The sequence below is a fragment of the Ruegeria arenilitoris genome, assembly GCF_013030985.1.
GTDB classification, from domain to species: domain Bacteria; phylum Pseudomonadota; class Alphaproteobacteria; order Rhodobacterales; family Rhodobacteraceae; genus Ruegeria; species Ruegeria arenilitoris_B.
The window spans coordinates 56,044-81,220 of record NZ_WPYP01000006.1 but is presented as its reverse complement, the minus strand read 5'-3'; the positions used below and the strand labels follow the sequence as shown (position 1 = coordinate 81,220).

Genomic DNA, 25,177 nt, shown 5'->3' with positions numbered 1-25,177 from the left:
GGGATATGACAAGCCGCTTCACCCACCGTTAAGGTACAAGTCTATGGAATCCGAGGGGCGGGTTCTGGACGAGGCCAAGCTTGACACGGCGATTGCTGATCTTCTTCGGGAAGAAGAAAGCGAAGACCCCGAGCCTGCGGCCGAGCCAGCGAAACCCAAGGCGGCCTTTCCGGTCTTGCCCGAACAGGCGGAAATGGACGAAGAGGCGCAGACCCGCAATAGCGGTCTTGCGGCAACCTTGCGCCAGAAATGGGCCGAACTGAGCGGCGCAGCGTAACCATCCAGCGAATTCAAGCAGTGCGGCGCGGGTTTTCTCGCGCCCGTTGGCGTGTGCGCCACAGCTGTCAAAAAACATCTCGTCTGCGGCAGAAGGCATGTTGCCTAAGCGCCCGCCCCACGCATTCATGGCGGCCCGAGCCATGATGTAAGAGCGGTTGATGCCCGGTCCCAAACCAACCCCCGTCGAACCCGATCTGCACCTGCCCAAATCCGTGGATGTCGTTGTCATCGGCGGTGGCATCATCGGTGCATCAACCGCGTTAGAGCTGGCCGAACGCGGCGCCTCGGTGCTGTTGTGCGAAAAGGGGCAGATCGCGGGCGAGCAAAGCTCTCGCAACTGGGGGTGGGTCCGTCTGGGGATGCGCGACCCGCGAGAGATTCCGCTGATGGTCGAGTCGCTGCATCTTTGGCAGGGGCTGGATCAGCGTATCGGGCGCGAAACGGGCTATACGCGTGCGGGCATTCTGTTTGGCGCTTCGGGCAAACGCGGCAGAGGCAACCTGGAACGGTGGTTGCGTCACGTGGATGGGTTGCAGACCGGTGCGAAGCTGGTTTTAGGGTCCGAGTTGAATGATCTGCTGCCGGGCAATCAGGTCTCTCATGAGTGTGCCCTTTTCATGCCGCAGGATGGCCGGGCGGAACCGCAACTGGCTGCCCCGGCAATTGCCGAGGCAGCGCGGGATCGCGGCGCTGTTCTGATGACCAATTGCGCCGTCCGCAGTGTCGATACCCGGGATGGTCGCATCGCAGGCGTATTCACCGAGCGTGGCCGCGTGTCCTGTGACTTCGTGGTTCTGGCCGGTGGTGCCTGGTCACGTCTTTTTGCCGGGAACGCGGGGATCGACCTGCCGCAATTGAAGGTTCTGAATACGGTTCTGCGGACCTCACCGACGGAAGGGCCGGACGCGGCGCTTTGGTCCGATGATTTTGCCATGCGGAAACGGGCAGACGGGGGCTATTCCATCGCGTCGGGGCATGAAAACACGGTGGATATCGTACCCGACAGTTTTCGGCTGGCGCGGCAGTTCCTACCCGCATTTACACAGGAATGGCGATCACTGCGATTTCGTCTGTCAAAGCGTTGGAGCATCGAGGTGCAGCAGGACCGGACGTGGCTGCCCACCGATGTTACACCGTTCGAACATTGCCGTGTGCTGGACCCCGAGCCCTCACCCAAAGCCCTGCGGCAGGCCTGGGCTGCAGCGCGCAAGGGGTTCCCGGTGTTGGAGCAGTCCGAGCTAGTTCAAAGTTGGGCTGGCCTGATTGACGTCACGCCAGACGCGGTGCCGGTGATCTCGGGAGTCGATCACTTGCCGGGCATGTTCATCGCAACCGGGTTCTCGGGCCATGGGTTCGGCATCGGCCCGGGGGCGGGTCGCTTGATGGCTGATCTGGTTGCTGGAACTGCCCCCTGCGTCGATCCGGCCGCCTTCCGCCTGTCCCGTTTCACGGATGGCTCAAAAGTGCGGCCGGACCCCGGATATTGAGGGGCTAGCCCATCATCTGATAGCTGACCGGCACGAAGCGGAACCCGTCGCCGCGGGTTTCGACGAAGCCAGCGGCAGGGAAGGGCATGTGATAGCCGATCATCGGCACCTTGTCGGCAGCCAGCATGCCCAGAACATTGCGACGCGAGGCGGTGGCCGCCGCCTTATCCATGTCAAACCGCACTTCCCATTCCGGATGGGCAAAGGACCAGACATAGTGGTTGGCCAAGTCAGCAGTCAGGACCAGCCGCTGACCGTTGCTTTCCAGATGATAAACCGTGTGGCCGGGCGTGTGCCCATGAGCCGCGACGGCGGTGATACCCGAGGCAACTTCACCACCGTCTTCGATAAAGGTCATTTTCTCGGCCAGTGGTGTCACCTTGGCGGCCACCATATCGCCGACCCGGTTTCCGGCCTCTTGCGCCGCCCAGAAATCATACTCGGGTGATGCGGTGACATAACGTGCATTGGGGAAGGTCGGCGCGTCATTCGTGGTCATGCCGCCGATATGGTCGGGGTGCATGTGGGTGATGACAACAACGTTGATCTGATCGGGGGTGACATCCGCATCCGCCAGCGCAGCCTGAATGCCACCTTTACCAAGGCCAGTGTCGAACAGCACCAGTTCGGACCCGGTATTGACCAGCGTAGGGGTGAAGAAGAACTGCGCCACTTCTGGCGAGATGAAGTTGTCGGCCGACACCTTGGCGAAATCCTCATCCGAGGCACCTCCGCCGAAAATCTCCTTTGCACCGTCACGGGGCAGGCTGCCATCCAGCAAAGTGGTGACGGTGAAATCACCCAGCGTGAACGATTTGGCGATGGTCGAGTTCGCCTTGGCCTCGGCTCCGGCGGCCAAAAGCGGGGTCGCGGCTGCCGCAAACGGCAAAGCGGCCGCAGAACCCAATGCGGCGCGGCGTGTGAGTTTGATGGTCATTGTGGTTCTCCCTGTCAGAACACCTGTTGGTGAGTTAGGTCGGCAAGAGGCCCTTGCCAGACTATACCCTTAAGAAGTGGGATGCGTGTATGAACATGTCGTGTTAATTCTTGTTCATGCCGCGATCTGAAAACAAAACCGTCCCTACTGGCGAAAGTGTCGAGCGCTTTTTGTCGGCGGTCCAACCGGCATCAAAGGCCGGGGATGCGCTGGCTTTGGATAGGCTTTTCCGCAAAACAACTGGGTTCGAGCCGGTCATGTGGGGTCCATCGATCGTGGGCTATGGCCGCTATCACTACCGCTACAAATCCGGACGTGAGGGCGATTTTCTGGCCACTGGCTTTTCCCCGCGCAAGGCGGCGCTGTCGATCTACATCATGCCCGGCTATGCGGATTTCGGCGACATCCTGTCCCGGTTGGGCAAGCACAAGCTGGGCAAGTCCTGCCTTTATGTGAACAAGCTGGCGGATATCGATCTGGACGTTCTGGCCGAGTTGATCCGCGCCGGGCTTGAGGATCTCGAGAAGCATTGGCCAGTCGAACCGACCTGAATAGCTGGCTGGTCAATTCCCAACTAGGTCGTTGCAAAAGGTGTTCGTCTGGACAATTGGCCCGTCCTGTGACATGAGCCGCGCCAACAGGAGACACCCATGACCACCACCCGTTTTGCCCCGTCGCCCACCGGTTACATCCATGTGGGCAACCTGCGCACCGCCCTGATGAACTATCTGATCGCCCGCAAGGCCGGCGGCACGTTCATCCTGCGTATCGACGACACTGATCCTGAGCGGTCGAAAGAAGAATATGTCGACGCCATCAAGCAGGATATGGAGTGGCTGGGCCTGCATTGGGACCGGATTGAACGTCAGTCCGAGCGTCTGGACCGCTATGCCGAGGCCGCCGACAAGCTGCGCGAGATGGGCCGGTTCTATGAGGCGTTCGAGACGCCCACCGAGCTGGACCTGAAGCGCAAGAAGCAACTGAATATGGGCAAGCCGCCGGTCTATGACCGCGCTGCGCTGAACCTGTCGGATGCCGAGAAAGAGGCCCTGCGCACTGAGCGCGGCAATGGTGTCTGGCGTTTCAAGCTGGACCATGAACGGATCGAGTGGAACGACGGCATTCTGGGCGACATCTCGATCGATGCGGCTTCGGTGTCTGACCCGGTTCTGATCCGCGGTGACGGTCAGGTTCTCTATACGATTGCGTCCGTGGTGGATGACACCGAGATGGGCGTGACCGATGTGGTGCGTGGCTCGGATCACGTGACCAACACTGCAACGCAGATTCAGATCATCGAAGCGCTGGGCGGCACCTGCCCGCGTTTCGCGCACCACTCGCTGCTGACCGGCCCGCAGGGTGAGGCGTTGTCGAAGCGTCTGGGAACGCTGGCCCTGCGCGATTTGCGCGAACAGGGCGTTCAGCCGATGGCACTGCTGAGCCTGATGGCGCGTCTGGGTTCGTCCGATCCGGTCGAGCTGCGCTCGGACATGGCCGAACTGATCGAAGGCTTTGATGTCAGTCGCTTTGGTGCCGCGCCGACCAAGTTCGACGTGCAGGACCTGTTCCCGCTGACCGCCAAACATCTGCAATCGCTGCCGCTGGCGAACGTGGCCGATGCGGTGGCCGAGGCTGGCGTTCCGGCAGAGCTGGCCGAGCCCTTCTGGGCCATGGCGCGCGAGAACATCACCACTCTGGGTGATCTCAAAGGCTGGTGGGAGCTGTGCCGCGACGGGGCAGAGCCTCTGATCGCCGACGAAGACCGCGACTTCATCGCTGAGGCAGTCGCTTTGCTGCCCGAAGGCCCGTTTGATGGCGAGACCTGGGGTACCTGGACCAAAGCCGTGAAAGAGGCCACGGGCCGCAAGGGTAAGGGTCTGTTCATGCCGCTGCGCAAGGCGCTGACGGGCATGGAGCGCGGGCCGGAAATGGCGACCCTGCTGCCGCTGCTGCAGGTGATCCGCGCGCGCGGCTGATCACGACAGAACTGATTATTGAAAGGCGGAGCCCATCGGCCCCGCCTTTTTCTATGCGGTTTGCACGATCGACGCAGAAAAACGCCTCAGGCGGTCATCGACAAATTCCGTCTCGGCCGGTTTCAACTGCTGGTGCCGGGGATAGCGGGGTTCGGCCCGGTCGTTCAGAATCGGCGCGTCCCACCCGTCGGTCGTGGCAAAGAACCGGTCGGCACCGTCCTCGCCAAAGGTGCGCAGATACCCCTGCACGACCACGTCGATATAGCTGAGCAACAGCGGATGGCGATTGATGGGCTCGGAGTGACGGCCCTGCGGTACCGCGTAAACAGCGATTTCAACATCATGGGTCAGGGGGTGCGTGACGGCGTGGGTCGTGGGAATCCGGTTATAGGCCCATTCCCGTTCGTCCAGTGCTGCCCAGTCATTTTTTGGGACATGGGCGATCATCCCCTCGATCCGGGACTCAGGGTCCGGAATCGCGGTCAGAAAGGCCACGGGGCGCAGATCGGTGTGTCGCCATGCCCGCCGCCACCCCTTCAACTGCGCTGGATGTGGGTCGGGAAAATCATGGGTCGTAAGGTTCACCAGGCTGCCATAGCCAAAGAAATAAGGGTCTGCCATGCGCCGCAAGTCCTTTTTGAGCGATTGATGTATGTCAAACCGCTTTTTTGTCGGACATGCAATAAGATCGCATCTTGAAATTTGGGAGGTCTCGATGAGGATTACCAAACGGACAAATATCGCGGTGCGCCTGTTGATGTATTGCGCGGCGCATCAGGATCGGCTGGTGACGAAGGCCGAGATCGCCGATGTGTGCAACATCTCGGAAAACCATTTGGCGCAGGTGATCAACCAACTGAGCCAGCTGAACTACCTGAGCACGCAACGCGGTCGCAACGGTGGCATGTCTCTGGCACGTCCAGCCGATCAAATCCGCATCGGCTCGGTGTTCCGCCACGTCGAAGGCAACCTGCCGATTGCCGAGTGCTTTGCGGATGCAGACAACACCTGCCCCCTGACGGATGCCTGCCGGTTGCGGCTGGCGCTGCAGGACGCGGCAGAGGTGTTCTATGCCTCGCTGGATGAGATCACGCTGGACGCGCTGGTTTGCGACAACGACCACTTGCTGCAAATCCTGCAACCGGTCGCCTGCGTGCGCTGAGATCAGTCGGTAGCCCGCAGAATGCGGGCCGGACGTACGGCCAGGGGGCGCAGGGCAAAGGCAAGGCCCGCGCCCAAGGTCACCAAAATGCCGGCCAGAACGATGCCTAGGGCTGAGGTCCAGATGACCGAGAAGCCGGTGTCGAAGATGTAGGTGGCGACGGCCCATCCCCCTAAAATGCCAGTCAGCAGGGCAACGGCCCCGGCCGCCGCCCCCAGCAGGGCCGAGCGCAGGGCGAAGCTGATCAATATGCGCCGCCGGTCCGCGCCCAGCGTCTTTAAGATCGCGGATTCGTAACGGCGCGCGGTTTCACCTGCGGCGGCGGCTCCGATCAACACAAGGAAGCCGGTCAGCAAGGATACTCCCGCACCGTAAGAAGTCGCGGCGGCCAGCCCGGCCAGCAGGCCCGAGACGCGGTCAATCGCATCGCGCACCCGGATTGCAGTGATGTTGGGGAACTGCCCTGCCAGATCGCGCAGGATGGCGGCCTCGGCCTGTTCTTCGGCATAGACGGTGGCGATGAAACTATGCGGCGCCCCGGCAAGGGCGGAGGGATTCATCGACATGATGAACCCCATGCCAGCGGTCGAAAAATCAACCTCGCGGAAAGAAGTGATTTCGGCGGTGATGTCGCGGCCCAGAATGTTCACGGTCAATTCGTCGCCAAGGGCCAGACCTATCTCTTCGGCTTCTTCAGCGGCGAAGCTGACTTGCGGCGTGCCTGAGTAATCCTCGGGCCACCATGCGCCTGCGGTGATGCGGGCGTTTTTGGGCGGTGTGGCGGAATAGGTTACGCCCCGATCCCCATCCAGAACCCAGTGATCGCCCGCGACATCGCGGGCAGGCTGGCCGTTGATCTGGGTGATGATCCCACGCAGCATCGGGGCGCTTTCGATGCGGCTGACGGCGGGGTCGGTTTCCAGCCGTTCTCTAAACCCGGGCATCTGGTCTTTTTGAATGTCGACAAAGAAATACGACGGGGCCACGTCGGGCAGGTTGCCCGAGATCGCATTGCGCAGGGTCCCGTCGATCTGGCCAACCGCTGCTAGCACCGAAAGACCCAGCCCCAGAGACAACACAACCGAAGCAGCCCCTTCACGCGGATCCGAGATCGCCGACAAAGCCCATCGAAGGGCAGGTCGGCCACGGGCGGCTGTGGTGCTGATGCGGGCCAGTCTACGGATCGCAAGGGCCGAAAGGGACAGCAGAACCAGCGCGCCGACCAGCCCTGCGGATGTCCAGAGCGTCAGGCGCACCGAGCCGCTGAACCAAGCGGCGGATGCGATCAGCAGAGCCAGCCCGATCCCGGTTGCGACCACGAAGGCGGTGCGTGGAAGCGCGCGCGCGGATGACAGCGCGTCGCGGAACAGGGTTGCGGCGCGGACCTCCTCGGTCCGGGCGAGAGGCCAGAGAGTGAACAGGAACGCGGTCAGTAATCCATACAGCGCGGCCTCGGCCAGAGGGCGGGGGTAGAGCGCGAAAACGGCAGGGACGGGCAGGCGAGCCTCGATCAGCGGAGCCAGCAACAGGGGCAATACCGCCCCCAGAGCGATCCCCAACGCAATGCCGATCCCTGACAAAGCCCCGATCTGGATCAGGTAGGTTTGGAAAATCGTTGCGCGATCCGCGCCCAGCGTGCGCAGTGTGGCGATGGTTTCGGTCTTCTGCGCCAGATAAGCGCGGACGGCAGCCGATACGCCTATGCCACCTACCGCCAGACCGGACAGGCCGACCAGAACAAGAAAGGCGCTGAGCCGCGCGACAAACTCGGCAATCCCCGGCGCCCCGTTGCGGGCATCGGTCCAACGCATGCCGGTGCCGTCGAAACTCCGCTTTGCATCCGATGACAGCAGTTCGAGGTTGGCCCCTGGTGGCAGGTTCAACCTGTATTTTGTGGAAAATAACGTCCCCGGTGCCAACAGGCCGGATGCCTGCAAGTCACTCGTCCGGACCAAAGTGCGCGGCCCCAAGCCAAAGCCATCTGCAGCGCCGTCGGGTTCATGGATCAAGGCGGCCGTCAGCACGAAATCCTGCGTCCCAAGTGCAAAGCGGTCTCCGACGGACAGGCCTAGCCGATCCATCAGCACCGGGTCCATGACCGCTCCGGGCAGGCCCTGTTGGCCGTCCAGCGCGGCGGAAAGCGATTGGTCAGGCTTCAGCTTTGCTGTTCCCAACAACGGATAGGCTGCGTCCACGGCTTTCACCTGCGTCAGGGCGCGCTGGATTTCGCCCCCCTGACGCACGACGGCCATCGAGCGGAAATCCACAACCTCGGACACTTCGGTTGCGGCTTGTTGCATCCACGCGCGCTCGTCCTCAGTGGCAAAGCGGTAGGTGAATTCCAGCTGCGCGTCTCCGCCCAGCAGCGCCGCGCCTTCCTGCGTCAGCCCGGTCTGGATCGCAGAACGCACCGACCCGATAGCGGCAATGGCAGCCACCCCCAGCGCCAGACAAGCCAGAAACACGCGAAAGCCGCGCACGCCGCCGCGCAGCTCCCTGCGTGCCAGACGACCGGCCAGACGCAGGCTCATTCCGCGGCCTCTTGTTGCGTGTCTTCTGCGATGGTGCCATCCCGCAACCGGATCACCCGGTCGCATTTTCGCGCCAGACTGTGGCTGTGGGTGACCAGAACCAGCGTGGCACCGTGTCTGTCACGCAAACCGAACAACAGATCGACGATGGCCGCACCGGTGGTTTCGTCGAGGTTCCCCGTCGGCTCGTCGGCCAGCAGGATCTGAGGGCGCGGAGCGGATGCGCGCGCCAGCGCCACCCGTTGCTGCTCACCCCCCGACAATTGCGCGGGGTAGTGGTCGCGCCGATGCGACAGGCCCACCGCGTCCAGTTCGGCCGCGGCACGAACAAAGGCATCCTTGTGCCCAGCCAGTTCCAGCGGAGTGGCCACGTTTTCCAGTGCGGTCATGGTGGGGATCAGGTGAAAGTTCTGAAACACCACCCCCATTGCATCACGCCTGAACCGGGCAAGCGCATCCTCATCCATTCCTGTCAGATCATGGCCCAAAGCAGTGATTTCGCCCCCGGTCGCCTGCTCCAGCCCGCCCATCAGCATCAGCAGTGAGGACTTGCCGGACCCTGACGGTCCAACCAACCCCAGCGTTTCGCCTTGGGTGACGGTCAGGGTGATGTCATGCAGAATATTTACCCGGCCGGCATTGCCATCCAGCGACAAAGCGGCATTTTGGAGCGAAAGAATGGGTGTCGTCATGGGGCTTTCCGGATGGGGACGGTCAATTGGGATATGGAGCGGTTCAGATGTTGCGCAAGGCTTTGATGTCGATGCTGTTTGCGTGTTGCGGCTTTGCGGCCACAGCCGAGCAAGTGGTGATCGCCGCATTAGGGGATTCGCTGACGCAAGGCTATGGGCTGCCCGAACAAGACGGTTTTGTGCCTCAGTTGGATCGCTGGCTGCAGGCGCAGGGTGCGGATGTGCGCCTGATCAACGCCGGCGTGTCCGGGGATACCACGGCAGGCGGCGCGGCGCGGGTGGACTGGACCCTTACGCCAGAGGTGGACGGGATGATCGTGGCGCTTGGCGGCAATGATCTGCTGCGGGGGATCGACCCGGCGGTGTCGCGGGCCAATCTTGAAACGATTGTCAAAGCGGCGGGCGCGGCGGATGTCGATATCCTATTGGTCGGAATGCAGGCGCCGGGGAATTATGGCGCCGACTATAAACAGGCGTTTGATGCCATCTACCCGGATCTGGCAGGCCAGTATGAAACTGGCTATGCCCCCAGTTTTTTCTCCGGCCTGACTGCCGAGGGCGATCCCGACGCCGCCCGCCAGTTTATGCAACCGGACGGCATTCACCCGAATGCCGACGGCGTGGCTTTGATCGTTGAAAACCTGGGACCTCACGTGCTGGAGCTTATCGCGGCGGCCCAGCAGTGATCAGACGACGGTCACGACGGTCCCAACCGGCACACGTTCATAGAGGTCGATCACGTGTTCATTCATCATTCGGATGCAACCGTTTGAGACCGCATGACCGATGGTCTGCGGCTGCGTGGTGCCGTGAATGCGGAAATAGGTGTCGACGCCGTTTTGGAACAGGTACAGTGCCCGCGCGCCCAACGGGTTGTCGCCGCCCCCGGGCTGAACATAATCATTGTCCTTGAAGCGGGCATAGGTGACGGGTTCGCGCTCGATCATCTCGTCGGTGGGGCGCCAGGTTGGCCACTCTTTCTTGACGTCGATGGTGGCAGTGCCGGTAAACTCCAGCCCGGCTTTGCCCACTCCGCAGCCATAGCGAACCGCCTTGCGCGGCTCGGTCACGTAGTACAGGTAGAACGACCGCGGCGCGACCAGCAACTGTCCCGGCTGGAACTGCTTTTTGATGCGCACAAATTGCGGGGTGGGGTCGTATTCGACAGCTTTCTTCTTTGCGGCCGCAACGCCGGGCACAAGGCTGGCGGCTGCGGTTGCGGTCAGAAAGGTACGGCGCGTGAACATGGCAGCTCTCTTCAAAACAACAGACAAATCTTGACACCAATGTCGGAAGGATAACCGATCTGGTCAATCGCTGGAGAGAAGTAAACCGATTGTGATGTCATCGCAGAGACACACATTCAGGCGCAAGCGCGTACGCAGGCCTGCGATCAGAAAAGAAAAAGGGCAGAGATCGCTCTGCCCTTTCAATAGCTTATGCAAGCACGATGTTGTCGGCGCTTTCGCGGCCGTCACGACCGGCGCGCAGCTCGTACGTGACCTTCTGGTTGTCGGCCAGACCGGTCAGGCCCGAGCGTTCCACAGCCGAGATGTGGACGAAGATGTCTTTGCCGCCATCTTCGGGTGCGATAAAGCCGTAGCCTTTGGTGGTGTTGAACCATTTTACGGTGCCTGCGGGCATATCCGTTGTCTCCTGTTTAGTGCTGCCCACGGAGTTGCGGCAGCCTGGCGTCGTTGTCTGGATCGATAGACTGAGCGCCGTAGAAGGAGACAGTAGGTCGAAATAGAATAACGTTAGCCCTCTAGATATGGCATCGGCAACGGCGCGGGGCAAGGGAGGAGTCTTGTCCTGCAGGAAACAAAAGATCCCCGGATATTCAATGTGGATGGCCAATATGGCCTGATGGGCCCCACCCCACACGTTACTGATAGCCCGCCCGGAAAACAGGTAAAGCCAGATTAAATTCCGTACATTTTGCTTTCGGTTGGAAACAATAGCTGGATCGCGTTCAGGCTTTTTTCGGACAGAGCAATGGGTTTTCGGCCACTTTCGGTGTGACCACCTGCACCCGCTTGGTTGATATGTGGGATCACGTTTACGCGCCGTGAAAAAGCTGAAAACCAGGGTTTCGGCAGCCTTTCGGAAAGCCAGCCATTCAGCTCATCATTGTATTCGAGCCGAAACAGGTGATCGACGTGGTTAACGCCGGCCCGGTCAAATGCGTAGGCCTCAAGGCTGAGGGGCGACAGGTTTTTCGTGGATATCCAATTGGGGGCCTGTTCTTTCCACCCTTCCTTCATGCCTAGCTTGCCAAGCTGGACCCAGTCCTCGAACTTCATAGTCGTAGCTTCATCCCAACCGGTTTCAAAGTTGTAGCGGCATTCGGACTCGTGCGCGTAGTCTGATGGCAAAATCTCCGGATTTCTTCGACAGGTGTCGCGTCAGATAATTGCGGACCGATGTGGAGCCACAGAGTGGCTTGGCAATGAATACAAGCCCTTTCGAAAAAAGCACTTTTACAGAATCGATCCTTTGTTTCTTGACATCCGCTCTTGCCGGGGTGGTGACAGATTGAACCAGGTTTAACCGGTTGCCAAGTTGACCGGATGGATTTCACCCAGGAAGGTTTCGAGTGCGGGCGGCCCGGTGGGGTCGCCGCGCCCGACATTGCTGTCGCACCGGTCCCGTAAGTTTATAAAGACACTGGCGGGTCTCTAAAAAGGTGTACGTCACTCAGTCAGATCAGTCGGTGACGGGCAGTTTGTCCACGACGCTTTTGTATTGGGCCGAGGCAATAAAACATTCCGGCAGCTGGTCGATCACCTCATCAATCGGGTCATACAACCGATCGGCGCTGGTCTTGAACTCTTCCGGGATGTCTTTCGGGGTCCGCTCGCGCCGTTTGGGCGGTGTGAATTCCAACCCGGTAAACCGCGAAATCGTTTCCTGATGATCCCAAAGCGCGTCATAGCGAACGCACAGAACGGGAACATCTTCAAACGTGATCCATTCTTTGATCTGTTTTGCCTGCTGCAGCACGTCGCGTTCGAACAACTCATCAAAGGTGCCGGTGGCGTGCAGATGATAGAAGTGCTGATCGATCCAGTCCGCGCCGTATCTTTCCTTAGCGGAAAAGACGGAAAACGCTGAATCCTTGGTCGGCCCGAAACAAAAAACGACCCGGGTATTCTCGGGCCATGTGGACAGTGGCTGAGGAAAGTCGTGAGTCTTGTATACGCACGGAGCGTAGAACTCCGTGTCACTTAGCCGGGCAACAAAATCCACCTTGTTGGCCGATACCGGATCGACCTCTTTCAACGCTTCAGCAAGGGCCAGAAAGGTCAACGTGCTGCCGGATCGGCCATTACTGGCCACAATGACACAGTTTTTCGGTGCGTTTTGTGGAATGCGTTCCAACCGCCGAATAGCAACCCGCTTGCGGACGCTGCGCTTCCACTTGTCGATGCGTTTATCGATAAAGTCGATCATCGTGCGAACTTTTTGTGTTTCAACCGCTTGGGCTCCAGGGCATCGGGACCCAGGCGGCGTTTCTTGTCCTCTTCGTAGTCTTCGAAGTTGCCTTCGAACCATTCCACGTGGGCATCGCCCTCGAAGGCCAGAATATGCGTGCAGATACGGTCAAGGAAGAAACGATCGTGTGAGATGACCACAGCGCAGCCGGCGAAATCGACCAGGGCGTCTTCCAACGCGCGCAGGGTTTCGACGTCCAGATCGTTGGTCGGTTCGTCGAGCAGCAGGACGTTGCCGCCCTCTTTCAGCAGGCGGGCCATGTGGACGCGGTTGCGCTCACCGCCGGATAGCAGCGAGACCTTTTTCTGCTGGTCGCCGCCCTTGAAGTTGAAGGACGAGCAATAGGCGCGGGAATTGACCTGCGCGTCGCCCAGCTGGATGATCTCAGCGCCGCCGGTGATCGCCTCCCACACGGTGTCGTTGTCCTTGAGGTCGTCGCGGGACTGGTCAACATAGGACAGTTCGACCGTGTCTCCCAATGTGATGGAGCCGCTGTCGGGCTGTTCCTGACCGGTGAGCATCTTGAACAGCGTCGATTTACCGGCGCCGTTGGGGCCGATGACGCCAACAATGCCGCCGGGGGGCAGGGCGAAGTCCAGCCCTTCGATCAGCTGCTTGTCGCCCATATGTTTCGACAGGCCCTCGACCTCGATCACCTTGCCGCCAAGGCGCTGGCCGTTGGGGATGACGATCTGGGCGCGGGTCAGCTTTTCGCGTTCGGACTGCTCGGCCAGCTCGTTATAGGCGTTGATCCGGGCCTTGGACTTGGCCTGACGGGCCTTCTGGCCCTGACGCATCCACTCCAATTCACGCTGCAGGGTCTTCTGCTTGGACTTGTCCTCGCGGGCTTCCTGCTCCAGCCGCTTGGCCTTTTGTTCCAGCCATGCGGAATAGTTGCCCTCGTAAGGAATGCCGCGGCCACGGTCGAGTTCGAGAATCCAACCGGTGATGTCGTCCAGGAAATAGCGGTCGTGGGTGACGATCAGGATGGTGCCCTTGTAGTCGATCAGGTGCTGTTGCAACCAGGCGATGGTCTCGGCGTCCAGGTGGTTGGTTGGTTCGTCGAGCAGCAGCATGTCGGGCGCTTCCAGCAGCAGCTTGCAGAGCGCAACGCGGCGCTTCTCACCACCCGAGAGGTTGGCGATGTTGGCATCGTCCGGCGGGCAGCGCAGCGCCTCCATCGAGACGTCGATCTGGCTGTCGAGATCCCAGAGGTTTTCCGCGTCGATCGCGTCCTGCAGGGTGGTCATTTCCTCCATCAGCTCGTCCGAGTAGTTCTCGGCGATCTCCATGGCGATTTCGTTGAAGCGGTCAACCTTGGCCTTTTTCGCGGCCACGCCCAGCATGACGTTTTCACGGACGGTCAGAGATTCATCCAGCTGCGGTTCCTGCGGCAGATAGCCGACCTTGGCGCCCTCAGCTGCCCATGCCTCACCGGTGAAGTCGGTGTCGAGGCCGGCCATGATCTTCATCAGCGTCGATTTACCCGCGCCGTTGACACCGACGACACCGATTTTCACGCCGGGCAGAAAGCTCAGGTGAATGTTTTCAAAGCACTTCTTGCCACCGGGATAGGTCTTGGAGACACCCTGCATGTGGTAGACATATTGATAGGCGGCCATGTCGCGTCCTTTGGGTCGGGGAAATCAGGTTGGGCGGTGTGATAGCGGATGGTTGGGGTGGGGGCAATTCCTCGTTAACCATTTAGTAATCCAACTGGGCTGAATGTTTCTAAACACTCCTCACAAAGATCCGGAAGAAGCGTTTGCGGTATTAGCCGTTGGGTCTGAGCATAGGTTTCGTTGTTGCCTAGCGCCGCGCTCAGCACTGATTTCCAGCAAGCAATATCATACTGGTCGAGGTGAAAAACTTCCTTCAAATCTTCTATCGTGAGGATGTTATTTTTCATCTTTTCATATGTGTTCGGTGAGCAAACCTTCAAGAATGCAGCTGCCACAACAAACTCTCTGTGCCCGGAGTCGGCTTGCCTGGAAGAAACCAAAGCGAGAACTGACAAAATCCTCTGGATCGTCCTAAGAGTCATTGGAATCTCCCCATGATAACGATCCAAATAGCTGCGAACTGTTTCGTGCATGGGAATCGGTATCTGCATCTGACTTGATGCGAAATTGAGGTAAATTATTTTTTCGGAAGAATAATCAACGTTGGTTGGGAGTTTCAGTACGACGGAACAAAACTTGTGTAAGTAAGTGGTCGCGTCAATTCGGTGACCATATCTGGCTCGTACGCTATTCTTCAATTCTTCTAAATTGGTTCCTAGAATAAAGTGTACACCATTCACGTTGAAAAAGTGTTTGATGATTTCAAGCAGCGATAGCGCGTAGTCGGGGCGACAGCGGTCTAACTCGTCTACTACAACTACGAGCTTCTTTGAGGGTCTGTCCTCGCGGTTTTCCGTTGCTTTGGGCTCTGTTAACTCAGTCAACGCGAGACGAAATGCTTCCATAGCTGCTATTTTCGCCTGATGCGCATCCCAAAAATGGTTAGCTTGTTCGTTGCCGGTCGCCCTGTCGAGGAAGGCTTTAGCTTCTTCACCCGCAGCCTTTGCGATTTCGTCGCCTAGATCGCTAAGAACTTCGGTCGCACCAAAAGTGACAGCCGACAGCCCTATTCTTCCTGCTGCTTTGCTCACGGCCCATGCGGTTTTTTTGAGGTTGTGTATCCGCGTTTGGTCTTGTTCTTGCTGTTCGTCCTTCTGATTCCGGAATCGGTCAGCAATTGCTCCAGTCAACGCAACAAGAGGATCATCAAGATAGTCATGCTTGAACGCATCAAAATAGACAGTTTGAGTAGTGTTCTCTCGGCGTTTCAAGTGTTCTCCGACCCAGCATTTCAAGAAGAGCGATTTTCCGGAACCCCACGCACCGTCCAGTGCGATCACTAGTGGGTCGTCAATGCGTTCGATTAAATCTGAAAGCTTGTCGCCCGTAGGCTTGCGAGAGAGTTTGTCGTGCTTGTCAAACCCATCTTCATAAAGCTTGATCTTGGGTTCGGGGATGGTCAGGCGCATATTTGGCTCCAATTCACAAATCAATCAGCGCTACTATTAGCGGCTGTCTCGGGAACGGCCAGACTGCTAAATGAGGGGAGGCGCGAAAGTCTCGGAGCCTTTGATGTCCTTGAGACATCTCATTGCCGGCTGGGCGCAGCCGGGACGGATTGATTGGATCGGATTGCGGCCCGAGCGGCGAGTAGGGATGATTGTTGTAGATGAAGCTTTGATCTCTGCCGGCGGGCTCGACGGTGACCGTAGCCGTGCGGGTAAGCGGGCGGTGACTCTGATCCAACAGGAGCATCTGGCGGCGATTGGCTCTTTTCTGGGGCAGGGGCCCGTGGCACCTGAAGTCCTGCGGCGCAATCTGGTGGTTTCGGGGATCAATCTGGCGGCCCTCAAAGGGCGTGAGGTGCAGGTGGGGGATGCCATTCTGCGCTTTACCGTAATCTGCGCGCCGTGCAGCCGGATGGAAGAGGCGCTGGGCAAGGGCGGCTACTCCGCCGTGCGCGGGCATGGCGGTTGGTGTGCCGAAGTGGTGCAGCCCGGGCGGGTCAGGCAGGGTGATCCTGTGCAACCTGTTGATTGACAAGACGCTTCAGTTCTGAACATCAGCAAGGGATGTTGCGCAGCGCCATTCCATATGCACGACCGGGGCAGGTCATCGGTCTGTTCGGCGGGTCATTCGATCCTCCGCATCGGGGGCATGTGCATGCCACGCTTGAGGCGATGAAGGCCTTCGGGCTGGATCGCGTGTGGTGGCTGGTCTCGCCGGGCAATCCGTTGAAGGAACGCGGCCCCGCGCCAATGCAACGGCGGGTCAGGGCCGCGCAGGCTGTTATGCAGCATCCGCGCGTTGAGGTGACAGATGTCGAGGCGCTGACCGGAACACGTGCAACGGCGGACACCTTGGCGGCGTTGCAGCGGCTTTACCCGCATGTGAAGTTCGTCTGGCTGATGGGTGCCGACAATCTGGCGCAGTTTCACCGCTGGAAAGACTGGCGCCGGATCATGGATAGCGTGCCGGTCGGTGTGGTAGCCCGGCCAGGGGATCGAATTTCGGCCCGGATGTCGCCTGCGGCCCGGTTGTATGCGCGCTATCGCATCGACGGACAGGCGCGGCATCTGCTGGGACGGGCGCAAGCTCCGGCGTGGTGTTTCGTCAATGTTCCTATGGTCGATGTCAGCTCGACCGAGCTGCGCACGCGGGGCGAATGGGATGGCGGGGTGTTGCCTGAATAGCCACGATGGGCGCATAATCGCATTCAGTGGTTGTTTGCCTGTGATCTCTGGGATTTTAATTGACCCATGGTTGATCGTCTTTCACGTCGTTTGTTTCTTGCCGGGCTGGGGGCTTCGGCCGTTTCAGGTCCGGCTCTGGCCGATGCCCCTGTCCGGTCTTTGCGGCCTCTGCTTCGGAAGGACCTGTCCGGCGGGGCCGAGCGGCTTGTTCGGGCTGCAGGGCTGCGGGGCGAGGTGGTCTTTGCCGTCTCGGATGTGGAAACTGGCGCTCAGATTGAGGCATTTGGCGGAGATCAGGGCCTGCCCCCTGCCAGTGTCGCCAAGGCGTTGACCGCTCTCTACGCTCTGGATGTTCTGGGGGCAGACTATCGGTTTGAAACCGCATTGATGGCGGACGGTCCGATCGAGAACGGCGTGCTGCATGGTGATCTGATCCTTGTAGGCGGCGGAGACCCCCTGCTGGATACCGACGATCTGGCCGCTATGGCGGCCAATTTGCGCGAGGTTGGGATTACCGAAGTGCGCGGCGCGTTCAAGGTTTATGACGGAGCGCTTCCCTATGTCTTCAGCATCGATCCGGGGCAGCCGGATCATCTGGGATACAGCCCGGCCGTCAGCGGCGTTGCTCTGAACTTCAACCGCGTGCATTTCGAATGGAAGCGCGGTGGCACCGGCCATGATGTGACCATGGATGCCCGCACGGCCGATTACAGGCCGTCGGTGGATATGGCGTCGATGCGGGTCGAAAAGCGTAGCCTGCCTATCTACACTTATCAGCCCAGTGCCCGGCAGGACCGTTGGACCGTTGCCCGGCGCGCGCTGGGCAATGGCGGCGCGCGCTGGTTGCCGGTGCGCAAACCGGCGCTTTATGCCGGGGATGTATTCCGCACGCTGGCGCGGGTGAATGGAATCGTTCTGGGCCGTGTACAGATCACACGCGAAACCCCGCAAGGCACCGTCCTGGCGGTGCACCAAAGCGACCCGCTGGAGAGTATTATTCAGGGCATGCTGAAATACTCGACCAATATCACAGCTGAAATGGTTGGAATGGCGGCTTCGAAAGCGCGGGGTGCCGAGTTGCAGAGTCTGGCTGATTCCGCTGAAGAAATGAACCGCTGGGCCTATGAAACCTACGGTGTGCGTGGCATCGCGATGGTGGATCACTCGGGGCTTGGCGATGCGTCACGCGTCGCGCCTGCTGATCTGGTGACAGCGTTGGTCAAGGCGCATAAGGACGGGGCTCTTCAGCCGCTGCTCAAGAAATTCAAGCTTTTGGACAGTCAGGGGCGGCCGGTCAAGGATCATCCGATCAGGGTGGATGCCAAGACAGGAACGCTGAATTTCGTATCGGGGCTGGGCGGATTTATCACGGCACCGGATGGATCAGAGCTGGCCTTTGCCATCTTTACTGCTGATGTCGATCACCGCGCGACCATCCCCCGGGCGCTGCGCGAACGCCCCGACGGCGCGCGCAGCTGGAACAACAGGTCGCGCAAGCTGCAGCGCGCGCTGATCGAACGCTGGGGAATGTTGGCAGGCAGCTAGGGTCAGGTGGTGTGGCGCGCCCGTGCACCGCGTTCGATCGCGGCGGCGTGCAGACGGTCGATATTCAGCTCGTACCGGATCTCTTCCAGAAGGCGCAGCTCGGTCTCGGCAAGCGACCCGTCCGCCGCGGCCACGTCACAGGCCAGCGCATAGGCGGTTTCGTGCAACCGCTCGGGCAGGTTGTCGCGGATCAGGCCGAACAGGGCATCCAGCCCGTCTTCCTGTTCGAACAGGTCGAACACTGTTTGCGACACACGACGGGTGCGGTCGATGTCGTATTCGGCGAAAACCGGCAGCATGTTAACCGCGCCTTCGATCTTGACCAGCTCGGCGGTGCGGATGGTCTCATCCGAGGCAGAGACCGCAACCATGATCGCGACAAGGCAATCCTGTGGGGACATCGGGTGGGGTACTTGTTCGGTCATGGTGTCGTCCTGATTGGTCTTTTCTGCGCTCGCACGATAGGAGGGCTGGCGGGCAGGTTCAACGGATTTTGCCGGATTGGGTCACAGAATGGGCAACGGCCCCCGTGTTTTGGTCTGGCGCAGCACGAAATTGCTGCGGGTGTCACGCACCAAACCGGACTTCAGCAGCCGCTGCATGATGAAATGCTCAAGGTCTTCGGGCGTTTTGGCATAAACCTTCAGGATAAAGTCATGATCCCCGGTGATCGAGGCGCATTCGACAATTTGCGGTTCGGTTTCGACCAGCCGAAGGAACGCGTTGATGTTGTCCTCCTGATGGTCTCGCAGAGCGACGTGAACATAAGCGATGGCGTCCAACCCCACGGATTTGGCCCGCACCTGAGCGATGTAGCCGGAGACCACGCCGGTCGCCTCAAGATCGCGCACCCGCCGCCAACATTGCGAGGCCGAAAGGCCGGTGCGGTCGGCAAGGTCCTGCATCGACAGGCGGCCATCGGTCTGCAACTCTTGCAGGATTGCAATATCAGCGGGTTGAAGCGTTTGTTTCATTAAAGATGATCCTGCGATATATATTTGCCAAAGTATCGGTAAAACGACGTTGCAACAAATCAAAATCGTCAGGGCGCGCGGCTATACTTTCCTCAAGGAGGAAAAAGTGATGCCAAAATCGACCAAATACGTCTCCAAGGTGGCTGATGCGCGCGGCCATATCGCCTATACAGCTGAGGAAGACGCGGTTTGGGCTGATCTTTATGCCGCGCAAGAGAAGAATGTGCAGCGCTACATGGCCCGCGATTACCTTGCTGGGCTGGATAGGCTGGACCTGCCGAAAACCCGTGTGCCGTCCTGTGCCGATATCTCGGAACGCCTTTTGGACATGACCGGGTGGCGGGTGCAGCCGGTGCCCGCACTGATCGGGTTCAAAACGTTCTTTGGCATGTTGGCAGACCGGGTCTTTCCCGCCGCATCCTTCATCCGCTCGCGCGAGGATTTCGATTACATCGAAGAGCCCGACATCTTTCATGAGATTTTCGGCCACACGCCCTTGCTGAGCGATCCGCGCTTTGCGGCCTTTAGCCATGCTATCGGCAAGGCCGGGACGAAGGCGGGCGACAAGGATTATTCCTGGCTGATCCGGCTCTACTGGTTCTCGATCGAGTTTGGATTGCGTCGGCAGGACGGAGAGATCAAGGCGCTGGGGTCCGGGCTTGCGTCCTCGCCAACCGAGCTGGTCTATGCCGTGGAAAGCGACATTCCCGACCGCGATCCGTTCGATATTCTGACGATCCTGCGCACGCCCTATCGGATCGACATGCACCAGATGGGTTATTTCGTGCTAAACTCGCCTGAGGAGCTGTTTGCAGCCGCGGATCGAGATCTGCTGGCGGATGTGCGTCAGGCGCAGTCCCTTGGGTTGCTGCCAAACAAGTTCCCGGAAAAAGCAACCGCAGCGGAGTGAACGGATCATGACCACATCAGGACAAACCTGCAGCCTTTCGGACCGCACCTGCGTGCCTTGTTCCGGCGGTGTCCCAGCCCTGACCCGGGACGAGGCGAACACGCATATGGCGGAACTGTCGTCTGACTGGAAACTGGACGCCGAGGCAAAAGAACTCAGCCGTCACTACAAGTTCAAGGGCTTCGCCAAGGCAACCTATCTGGCCAATCTCTGCGCTTGGCTGGCTGATCAACAGGGGCATCACCCGGATGTCAGCTTTGGGTGGGGCTATGTGGACGTCAAACTGACGACCCATGAAATCGGTGGTCTCAGCGAGAATGACTTTATCTGGGCCGCCAAACTGGACCAGTTGACCGGGTAAATCAGCCTTCCAATCAGGAAAAACCCCGCAGTTTATTGACTCATGCTGCACCGGCACAATAGGAGGGGCCGGTCGGTTGCATGGGGCGGTCGGCGCTGTTTTTCCCGATGGAGCAAATCTGATGTCTGAACTGCGTGAAACCGCGATGTCGTCCAAGGCCTGGCCTTTCGAAGAGGCGCGCCGGGTGCTCAAACGCTATCAGAAAGCGGCTCCGGAAAAGGGATATGTGCTGTTTCAAACCGGCTATGGCCCCTCGGGCCTGCCGCATATCGGTACGTTTGGCGAGGTCGCGCGGACCTCGATGGTGCGCCATGCGTTCGAGCAGATCAGCGACATTCCGACCAAGCTGATCTGTTTCTCGGACGATATGGACGGTTTCCGCAAGGTGCCGACCAATGTACCGATGCAGGAAGAGTTGAAAGAAGACCTGCATCTGCCGTTGACCAAGGTGCGCGATCCGTTTGGCACCCATGCGGGTTTTGCCCAGCACAACAATGCGATGCTGTGCGATTTTCTGGACAGTTTCGGGTTCGAATACGAATTCGCGTCGGCCACTGATTACTACACCAGCGGTAAGTTCGATGAGGCGCTGCTGACCGCGCTGGAGCGGTTCGACAAGATCCAGGAGATCATGCTGCCGACCCTCGGGCCCGAGCGGCGTGAGACCTATTCGTGCTTCCTGCCGATCAGCCCGAAAACCGGCCATGTGCTGCAGGTTCCGACGCTGGAACGCAACGTGGCCAAAGGCACGATCGTCTATCAGGAGCCCGATGGCGAGAAGGTCGAACTCCCGGTCACCGGCGGTAACGTCAAGATGCAGTGGAAGCCGGACTGGGCCATGCGCTGGGCCGCGCTGGGCGTGGATTACGAGATGTCGGGCAAGGACCTGATCGACTCGGTCACGCAATCGTCGAAAATCTGCCGGGCGCTGGGCAAACAGCCACCTGAGGCGTTGAGCTATGAGTTGTTCAATGACGAGCAGGGACAGAAGATTTCCAAGTCGAAAGGCAACGGCCTGTCGATGGAGGAGTGGCTGACCTATGCCGCGCCCGAAAGCCTGTCCTACTTCATGTATCAGAAGCCCAAGACGGCGAAGCGCCTCTATTTCGACGTGATCCCAAAGGCAGTGGATGAGTATCATCAACAATTGCGCGCCTATCCGGGGCAGGAGCTGAAGGCTCAGTTGAATAACCCCGTTTGGCATATTCACAGCGGAGATGTTCCCGAGTCCACGCTGATGGTGCCGTTTGCGATGTTGCTGAACCTGGCGTCCGTTTCCGGGGCCGAGGACAAAGAGGCGCTGTGGGGCTTCATCCGCCGTTACGCGCCCGAAGCGACGGCGGAAAGCCATCCCGATCTGGATCAGGCGGCGGGCTTTGCCGTGCGTTACTTCAACGACTTTGTGAAACCGACCCGCCAGCATCGCGCGCCGACCGACCAGGAACGCGAAGCGCTGGAGGCGTTGAAAGCCGCGCTTGAGGCCTATGACGGTCCGATTGAAGACGAAGCGCTGCAATCGGTGGTCTACTCCATCGGACGCGAACGCTTTGACCCGATGCGAGGCTGGTTCACCGCGCTTTACGAGGTGCTGCTGGGCGCCTCGCAGGGTCCGCGGTTCGGCGGCTTCATTGCGCTCTACGGTGTGCCCGAAACCATCGCATTGATCGACAAGGCGTTGGCCGGAGAATTGGTCTGATTTGACCTGATACTGCGTGGGGCTACCCTTTGATCAGGAGGTGGCCCCATGCGTCGTTATTTGCTTGCTTTATCCCTGTGCGTCGGACTGGCCTCGGGCGCATTTGCCCAGAGTGACGAGATCGAGGCCAATATCGCGGCGCAGATACAGGCGTTCAAGGCGGATGATTTCGCTACTGCTTTCACCTTTGCCAGCCCGACAATCCAACAACTGTTCCGGACGCCCGAGAATTTCGGAGTGATGGTTAAACGCGGCTATCCGATGGTCTGGCGGCCTGCGGATGTGCGGTTTCTCGAACTGCGTGAAATCGCTGGTTCACTGTGGCAGAAGGTCATGATCACCGACGGCGCGGGCCGGGTGCATATCCTCGACTATCAGATGGTGCCTCTTGAAAACGGCTGGAAGATCAATGGCGTGCAGCTGCTGGGTAACTCTGATCCAGCCGCGTGATGCAACACCACCGTCACGGTGACATGAGCGGCGATTAATTCCTTTTCGGTACTCAGGTTTTTGGGTTCGGGGCGGTGCCTCCGGGCACTGGGTTTATGCGCGCTGATGCGGCGCGATTGGGAAAGGGATTTCTATGAATAAGGCAATCACCGACGGCATCGTGTTCATGCCGCCTGCTTTCGCAAATGGTCTGAACGTGTGGTCCAGCGGCGATGGCACGCCGGGCTCGCCCACCTATGACGGGTCGGGCACCGGTGCGTTTGTTCCGGCCGATGCGGATTTCGGCGGCTGCCTTGAGATACTTAAGGTCAGCGCCACGCAGCGTCTGCGCTATATGGGTCAAACGCCGTTGCTGCCAGGATGCTATCTTCAGGTCAAGGCGCGGGTCAAAGCGATCAGCGGGCCGCTGCCCGAAATACGCATCGCCGGTTGGGCTGGCGGTGCCGGAGACGTGCAGGTGACCGGTGTGGTCGAGCAGGGCCCGGCGACGCAGTTGTCCGGTTACGGCACGGTGCATGAGATCACCGCCATCGTTGGCACCGGCCAGCGCCCCGGCGTGGATATGCCCTGGGGCGTGCAGGCGCTGTACGGGCATTTCGGGCTGGACATCGATGGTGCAAACGGGGCCGTCATCCGGGTCGACGATATCGAGATTGTGGATGTCACCGGTGTGTTCCTGCGCAACCTGATCAGCCTCGTCGATGTTCGCGATTTCGGTGCCATCGGCGATGGTGTGGCGGATGACTCGGCGGCTTTTGAGGCGGCGGATCAGGCTGCGAACGGGCGCACGGTTTTCGTGCCCGAAGGCACCTACCTGCTGGCTCAAGACACGTCGATCGCGTCCGAGATCGACTTCGAAGGCACAGTTACGATGCCCGACGACAAGATGCTGCTGCTGACCAAAAATTTCGACCTGCCGACCTATATCAACGCCTTTGGCAATGAAACGCTGGCGTTCAAGAAGGCGTTTCAGGCATTGCTGAACAACTCGGACCATGAATCGCTTGATCTGGGTGGCCGCAAGATTTCAGTCAGTGAGCCCATCGACATGGCCGCCGCGGTGCCGAACCGGCAAAGCGGGTTCTCGACACGCCGGGTAATCCGTAATGGCCAGTTCGACGTCCAGAACAGCTCGGCCTGGGATACCGAGACTTTCATCTCGGTCGCGACCTACAACCCGAACGACCCCACCCGCCTGGTGAACGTGGCCAACGTGGCCAATATTCCGGTCGGCGCTCTGGTACAGGGCAGCGGGGTCGGGCGTGAAATCTATGTCCGTTCCAAGAACGAGGGCGCAGGTGAGATTACGCTGAACGCCCCACTGTATGATGCGGCCGGCACGCAGACCTTTACATTCCAGTCCTTCAAGTACCTGCTGGATTTCAGCGGGTTCAGCACGCTGCGCAAGTTCGGGATGGAAGAAATCGAGTTCCAGTGCAACGGCCGCAGCAGCGCGATCCGTCTGGCTCCGTCGGGCAGTACTTTTGCCGTGACGAACTGTTTCATCAGCCGCCCCAAGGATCGGGGCATCACGTCTATCGGGACCGGATGTCAGGGCATGCTGATCGACAATTGCCAGTTCCTGTCCACCGAAGAATCCTTCAATGTGGAGGATCGCAAGTCGATCGCTCTGAACTCCACCGCCAATGACGTCAAATTGCGTCACAATCGGGCGGTGCGGTTCCGGCATTTTGCCATTCTGGGCGGCACCAACAATATGATCCTGGGGAACCACTTTTTCCAAGGCGACAGCATTCCACAGGGTGTTCGTAGCGCCGGTTTGGTCATGATCGGCACGTATAACAGCTCGACCATTTCAGGAAACTATGTGGATAACTGCTCGATCCAGTGGACCAACGAAAGGGATGCCAACCCGGTGTATACTGCGGGGTACTCGTTCAGTTCGATGGCCATCACCGACAATATCTTCTATTCCAGTGAAGTTGCGCCCTGGTTCACCTATCTAGTCATTCGGCCTTATGGTGCAGGCCACTTCCTGAACGGTGTTATCGTGACCGGGAACAAGTTCCGCTCGTCCAGTGGCAGTATCACCCGGGTGGAACGGGTGGACACCACCTATGCCGATCTGAACAAATACGCGCATCGGGATGTGACGTTCGAGAACAATACGTTCCACGGGGTGGACCAGAAAGTGTCGAACCCCGTGCGGGTCAGGTACGCACAAGGTTCTGCATCGCAAGCCTGGACCGTCCAGACTTCGGGTCAACTGCCGTTCGGCGGTCTTGCCCGCAGCTGTGATGCGGTCACGGTTCTGGGGTCCCTGAGAACCGTGTTCGGGTCGCTGACCTTTGCCAACCCATATGTCGAGTTGGAACAGGGCGCATCTAACGACGCGATCAACCTGCGCTGGCCCGAAGCGGTTAGCGGCGAGGTTTCCGCAACCGTGCGAATGGAGCGCTGACTTCA

At 59.5% G+C, this 25,177-nt stretch carries 26 protein-coding genes; 14 read left to right on the top strand and 12 right to left on the bottom strand.

Going from position 1 to position 25,177, the window contains the following annotated elements; translation table 11 throughout:
• Positions 1-43 precede the first annotated feature (43 nt).
• Together GOX88_RS13270 and GOX88_RS13265 are read left to right on the top strand one after the other, a co-directional pair.
• A complete protein-coding gene (locus GOX88_RS13270; RefSeq protein WP_170402547.1) occupies positions 44-277 on the top strand; it encodes a hypothetical protein in 234 nt (77 codons plus the stop codon).
• A 160-nt stretch (positions 278-437) separates the two neighbouring features.
• The gene (locus GOX88_RS13265; RefSeq protein ID WP_170402544.1) at positions 438-1,766 is read left to right on the top strand and encodes an NAD(P)/FAD-dependent oxidoreductase; all 1,329 of its coding nucleotides are present in this window, start codon (positions 438-440) and stop codon (positions 1,764-1,766) included.
• Between the two features lie 4 nt (positions 1,767-1,770).
• Here the strand turns inward: GOX88_RS13265 and GOX88_RS13260 are convergent, their stop codons facing one another.
• Positions 1,771-2,703: an MBL fold metallo-hydrolase gene (locus tag GOX88_RS13260; protein WP_170402541.1), complete on the bottom strand. Its 933-nt coding sequence runs from the start codon at positions 2,701-2,703 to the stop codon at positions 1,771-1,773.
• Positions 2,704-2,819: 116 nt separating this feature from the next.
• On the opposite strand from GOX88_RS13260, the gene GOX88_RS13255 reads away from it, so the two are divergent.
• Both GOX88_RS13255 and gltX read left to right on the top strand, forming a co-directional pair.
• Complete coding sequence (locus tag GOX88_RS13255; RefSeq protein ID WP_170402538.1) at positions 2,820-3,254, top strand: DUF1801 domain-containing protein; 435 nt, start codon at positions 2,820-2,822, stop codon at positions 3,252-3,254.
• Between the two features lie 99 nt (positions 3,255-3,353).
• The gene (gltX, locus tag GOX88_RS13250; protein ID WP_170402536.1) at positions 3,354-4,679 is read left to right on the top strand and encodes a glutamate--tRNA ligase; all 1,326 of its coding nucleotides are present in this window, start codon (positions 3,354-3,356) and stop codon (positions 4,677-4,679) included.
• A 51-nt stretch (positions 4,680-4,730) separates the two neighbouring features.
• Here the strand turns inward: gltX and GOX88_RS13245 are convergent, their stop codons facing one another.
• The gene (locus GOX88_RS13245; protein ID WP_170402533.1) at positions 4,731-5,300 is read right to left on the bottom strand and encodes a gamma-glutamylcyclotransferase family protein; all 570 of its coding nucleotides are present in this window, start codon (positions 5,298-5,300) and stop codon (positions 4,731-4,733) included.
• A 94-nt stretch (positions 5,301-5,394) separates the two neighbouring features.
• Here GOX88_RS13245 and GOX88_RS13240 point away from each other — a divergent pair, with 94 nt between their 5' ends.
• Complete coding sequence (locus tag GOX88_RS13240) at positions 5,395-5,841, top strand: RrF2 family transcriptional regulator (protein ID WP_170327115.1); 447 nt, start codon at positions 5,395-5,397, stop codon at positions 5,839-5,841.
• A gap of 2 nt (positions 5,842-5,843) precedes the next feature.
• On the opposite strand, the gene GOX88_RS13235 is transcribed toward GOX88_RS13240, so the two are convergent.
• Both GOX88_RS13235 and GOX88_RS13230 read right to left on the bottom strand, forming a co-directional pair.
• Positions 5,844-8,372, bottom strand: coding sequence for an ABC transporter permease (locus GOX88_RS13235; protein ID WP_170402531.1), 2,529 nt, complete (start codon positions 8,370-8,372; stop codon positions 5,844-5,846).
• Positions 8,369-9,064: an ABC transporter ATP-binding protein gene (locus GOX88_RS13230; protein WP_170402528.1), complete on the bottom strand. Its 696-nt coding sequence runs from the start codon at positions 9,062-9,064 to the stop codon at positions 8,369-8,371. The genes GOX88_RS13235 and GOX88_RS13230 overlap by 4 nt, the downstream gene beginning before the upstream one ends.
• A 47-nt stretch (positions 9,065-9,111) precedes the next feature.
• On the opposite strand from GOX88_RS13230, the gene GOX88_RS13225 reads away from it, so the two are divergent.
• On the top strand, positions 9,112-9,750 hold the full coding sequence (locus tag GOX88_RS13225; protein ID WP_170402525.1) for an arylesterase: 639 nt from the start codon (positions 9,112-9,114) through the stop codon (positions 9,748-9,750).
• On the opposite strand, the gene GOX88_RS13220 is transcribed toward GOX88_RS13225, so the two are convergent.
• From GOX88_RS13220 to GOX88_RS13195, 6 genes are all read right to left on the bottom strand, one after another.
• On the bottom strand, positions 9,751-10,311 hold the full coding sequence (locus GOX88_RS13220) for a L,D-transpeptidase (RefSeq protein WP_170402523.1): 561 nt from the start codon (positions 10,309-10,311) through the stop codon (positions 9,751-9,753). It abuts the gene before it with no gap.
• 190 nt (positions 10,312-10,501) lie between these two features.
• Positions 10,502-10,708, bottom strand: a complete 207-nt coding sequence (locus GOX88_RS13215; RefSeq protein WP_170327110.1) for a cold-shock protein — start codon at positions 10,706-10,708, stop codon at positions 10,502-10,504.
• Positions 10,709-10,986: 278 nt separating this feature from the next.
• A complete protein-coding gene (locus GOX88_RS13210; RefSeq protein WP_217354234.1) occupies positions 10,987-11,439 on the bottom strand; it encodes a hypothetical protein in 453 nt (150 codons plus the stop codon).
• Positions 11,440-11,770: 331 nt separating this feature from the next.
• Positions 11,771-12,517, bottom strand: coding sequence for an SseB family protein (locus GOX88_RS13205; protein ID WP_170402517.1), 747 nt, complete (start codon positions 12,515-12,517; stop codon positions 11,771-11,773).
• Positions 12,514-14,181, bottom strand: a complete 1,668-nt coding sequence (gene ettA, locus GOX88_RS13200; RefSeq protein ID WP_170402514.1) for an energy-dependent translational throttle protein EttA — start codon at positions 14,179-14,181, stop codon at positions 12,514-12,516. The genes GOX88_RS13205 and ettA overlap by 4 nt, the downstream gene beginning before the upstream one ends.
• A gap of 74 nt (positions 14,182-14,255) precedes the next feature.
• The gene (locus GOX88_RS13195) at positions 14,256-15,590 is read right to left on the bottom strand and encodes a KAP family P-loop NTPase fold protein (RefSeq protein WP_170402511.1); all 1,335 of its coding nucleotides are present in this window, start codon (positions 15,588-15,590) and stop codon (positions 14,256-14,258) included.
• Positions 15,591-15,693: 103 nt separating this feature from the next.
• On the opposite strand from GOX88_RS13195, the gene GOX88_RS13190 reads away from it, so the two are divergent.
• The 3 genes from GOX88_RS13190 to dacB all read left to right on the top strand — a co-directional run bounded on the left by GOX88_RS13190 (position 15,694) and on the right by dacB (position 18,359).
• Entirely contained in the window at positions 15,694-16,161 is a 468-nt protein-coding gene (locus tag GOX88_RS13190) for an MOSC domain-containing protein (RefSeq protein ID WP_170402508.1), read from the top strand.
• A gap of 32 nt (positions 16,162-16,193) precedes the next feature.
• Positions 16,194-16,814 carry a nicotinate-nucleotide adenylyltransferase gene (locus GOX88_RS13185; protein ID WP_170402505.1) on the top strand — a complete coding sequence of 207 codons (621 nt, stop codon included), beginning with the start codon at positions 16,194-16,196 and terminating at the stop codon, positions 16,812-16,814.
• A 66-nt stretch (positions 16,815-16,880) separates the two neighbouring features.
• Positions 16,881-18,359 (top strand): D-alanyl-D-alanine carboxypeptidase/D-alanyl-D-alanine endopeptidase, encoded by a 1,479-nt coding sequence (gene dacB, locus GOX88_RS13180; protein ID WP_170402502.1) that lies wholly within the window; start codon positions 16,881-16,883, stop codon positions 18,357-18,359.
• Between the two features lie 2 nt (positions 18,360-18,361).
• Here the strand turns inward: dacB and GOX88_RS13175 are convergent, their stop codons facing one another.
• Both GOX88_RS13175 and GOX88_RS13170 read right to left on the bottom strand, forming a co-directional pair.
• A complete protein-coding gene (locus tag GOX88_RS13175) occupies positions 18,362-18,784 on the bottom strand; it encodes a tellurite resistance TerB family protein (protein WP_170327101.1) in 423 nt (140 codons plus the stop codon).
• An 81-nt stretch (positions 18,785-18,865) separates the two neighbouring features.
• Complete coding sequence (locus GOX88_RS13170) at positions 18,866-19,333, bottom strand: Lrp/AsnC family transcriptional regulator (RefSeq protein WP_170402498.1); 468 nt, start codon at positions 19,331-19,333, stop codon at positions 18,866-18,868.
• Positions 19,334-19,442: 109 nt separating this feature from the next.
• On the opposite strand from GOX88_RS13170, the gene phhA reads away from it, so the two are divergent.
• The 5 genes from phhA (at position 19,443) to GOX88_RS13145 (ending at position 25,172) form a co-directional block, all read left to right on the top strand.
• Positions 19,443-20,243, top strand: coding sequence for a phenylalanine 4-monooxygenase (gene phhA / locus GOX88_RS13165; protein ID WP_170402495.1), 801 nt, complete (start codon positions 19,443-19,445; stop codon positions 20,241-20,243).
• Between the two features lie 7 nt (positions 20,244-20,250).
• Positions 20,251-20,604, top strand: a complete 354-nt coding sequence (locus tag GOX88_RS13160) for a 4a-hydroxytetrahydrobiopterin dehydratase (RefSeq protein WP_170402493.1) — start codon at positions 20,251-20,253, stop codon at positions 20,602-20,604.
• 121 nt (positions 20,605-20,725) lie between these two features.
• Positions 20,726-22,300 (top strand): lysine--tRNA ligase, encoded by a 1,575-nt coding sequence (locus tag GOX88_RS13155; RefSeq protein ID WP_170402490.1) that lies wholly within the window; start codon positions 20,726-20,728, stop codon positions 22,298-22,300.
• Positions 22,301-22,348: 48 nt separating this feature from the next.
• Positions 22,349-22,750, top strand: a complete 402-nt coding sequence (locus GOX88_RS13150) for a DUF4864 domain-containing protein (protein ID WP_170402487.1) — start codon at positions 22,349-22,351, stop codon at positions 22,748-22,750.
• Positions 22,751-22,883: 133 nt separating this feature from the next.
• Positions 22,884-25,172 (top strand): glycosyl hydrolase family 28-related protein, encoded by a 2,289-nt coding sequence (locus GOX88_RS13145; protein ID WP_170402485.1) that lies wholly within the window; start codon positions 22,884-22,886, stop codon positions 25,170-25,172.
• The last annotated feature ends 5 nt before the right edge of the window (positions 25,173-25,177 follow it).

Bases quoted from the DNA above. Each gene is read 5' to 3' on its own strand.
- GOX88_RS13270 (WP_170402547.1), top strand. From the start codon at position 44: ATGGAATCCGAGGGGCGGGTTCTGGACGAGGCCAAGCTTGACACGGCG.
- GOX88_RS13265 (WP_170402544.1), top strand. From the start codon at position 438: ATGCCCGGTCCCAAACCAACCCCCGTCGAACCCGATCTGCACCTGCCC.
- GOX88_RS13260 (WP_170402541.1), bottom strand. From the start codon at position 2,703: ATGACCATCAAACTCACACGCCGCGCCGCATTGGGTTCTGCGGCCGCT.
- GOX88_RS13255 (WP_170402538.1), top strand. From the start codon at position 2,820: ATGCCGCGATCTGAAAACAAAACCGTCCCTACTGGCGAAAGTGTCGAG.
- gltX (WP_170402536.1), top strand. From the start codon at position 3,354: ATGACCACCACCCGTTTTGCCCCGTCGCCCACCGGTTACATCCATGTG.
- GOX88_RS13245 (WP_170402533.1), bottom strand. From the start codon at position 5,300: ATGGCAGACCCTTATTTCTTTGGCTATGGCAGCCTGGTGAACCTTACG.
- GOX88_RS13240 (WP_170327115.1), top strand. From the start codon at position 5,395: ATGAGGATTACCAAACGGACAAATATCGCGGTGCGCCTGTTGATGTAT.
- GOX88_RS13235 (WP_170402531.1), bottom strand. From the start codon at position 8,372: ATGAGCCTGCGTCTGGCCGGTCGTCTGGCACGCAGGGAGCTGCGCGGC.
- GOX88_RS13230 (WP_170402528.1), bottom strand. From the start codon at position 9,064: ATGACGACACCCATTCTTTCGCTCCAAAATGCCGCTTTGTCGCTGGAT.
- GOX88_RS13225 (WP_170402525.1), top strand. From the start codon at position 9,112: ATGTTGCGCAAGGCTTTGATGTCGATGCTGTTTGCGTGTTGCGGCTTT.
- GOX88_RS13220 (WP_170402523.1), bottom strand. From the start codon at position 10,311: ATGTTCACGCGCCGTACCTTTCTGACCGCAACCGCAGCCGCCAGCCTT.
- GOX88_RS13215 (WP_170327110.1), bottom strand. From the start codon at position 10,708: ATGCCCGCAGGCACCGTAAAATGGTTCAACACCACCAAAGGCTACGGC.
- GOX88_RS13205 (WP_170402517.1), bottom strand. From the start codon at position 12,517: ATGATCGACTTTATCGATAAACGCATCGACAAGTGGAAGCGCAGCGTC.
- ettA (WP_170402514.1), bottom strand. From the start codon at position 14,181: ATGGCCGCCTATCAATATGTCTACCACATGCAGGGTGTCTCCAAGACC.
- GOX88_RS13195 (WP_170402511.1), bottom strand. From the start codon at position 15,590: ATGCGCCTGACCATCCCCGAACCCAAGATCAAGCTTTATGAAGATGGG.
- GOX88_RS13190 (WP_170402508.1), top strand. From the start codon at position 15,694: ATGTCCTTGAGACATCTCATTGCCGGCTGGGCGCAGCCGGGACGGATT.
- GOX88_RS13185 (WP_170402505.1), top strand. From the start codon at position 16,194: ATGTTGCGCAGCGCCATTCCATATGCACGACCGGGGCAGGTCATCGGT.
- dacB (WP_170402502.1), top strand. From the start codon at position 16,881: ATGGTTGATCGTCTTTCACGTCGTTTGTTTCTTGCCGGGCTGGGGGCT.
- GOX88_RS13175 (WP_170327101.1), bottom strand. From the start codon at position 18,784: ATGACCGAACAAGTACCCCACCCGATGTCCCCACAGGATTGCCTTGTC.
- GOX88_RS13170 (WP_170402498.1), bottom strand. From the start codon at position 19,333: ATGAAACAAACGCTTCAACCCGCTGATATTGCAATCCTGCAAGAGTTG.
- phhA (WP_170402495.1), top strand. From the start codon at position 19,443: ATGCCAAAATCGACCAAATACGTCTCCAAGGTGGCTGATGCGCGCGGC.
- GOX88_RS13160 (WP_170402493.1), top strand. From the start codon at position 20,251: ATGACCACATCAGGACAAACCTGCAGCCTTTCGGACCGCACCTGCGTG.
- GOX88_RS13155 (WP_170402490.1), top strand. From the start codon at position 20,726: ATGTCTGAACTGCGTGAAACCGCGATGTCGTCCAAGGCCTGGCCTTTC.
- GOX88_RS13150 (WP_170402487.1), top strand. From the start codon at position 22,349: ATGCGTCGTTATTTGCTTGCTTTATCCCTGTGCGTCGGACTGGCCTCG.
- GOX88_RS13145 (WP_170402485.1), top strand. From the start codon at position 22,884: ATGAATAAGGCAATCACCGACGGCATCGTGTTCATGCCGCCTGCTTTC.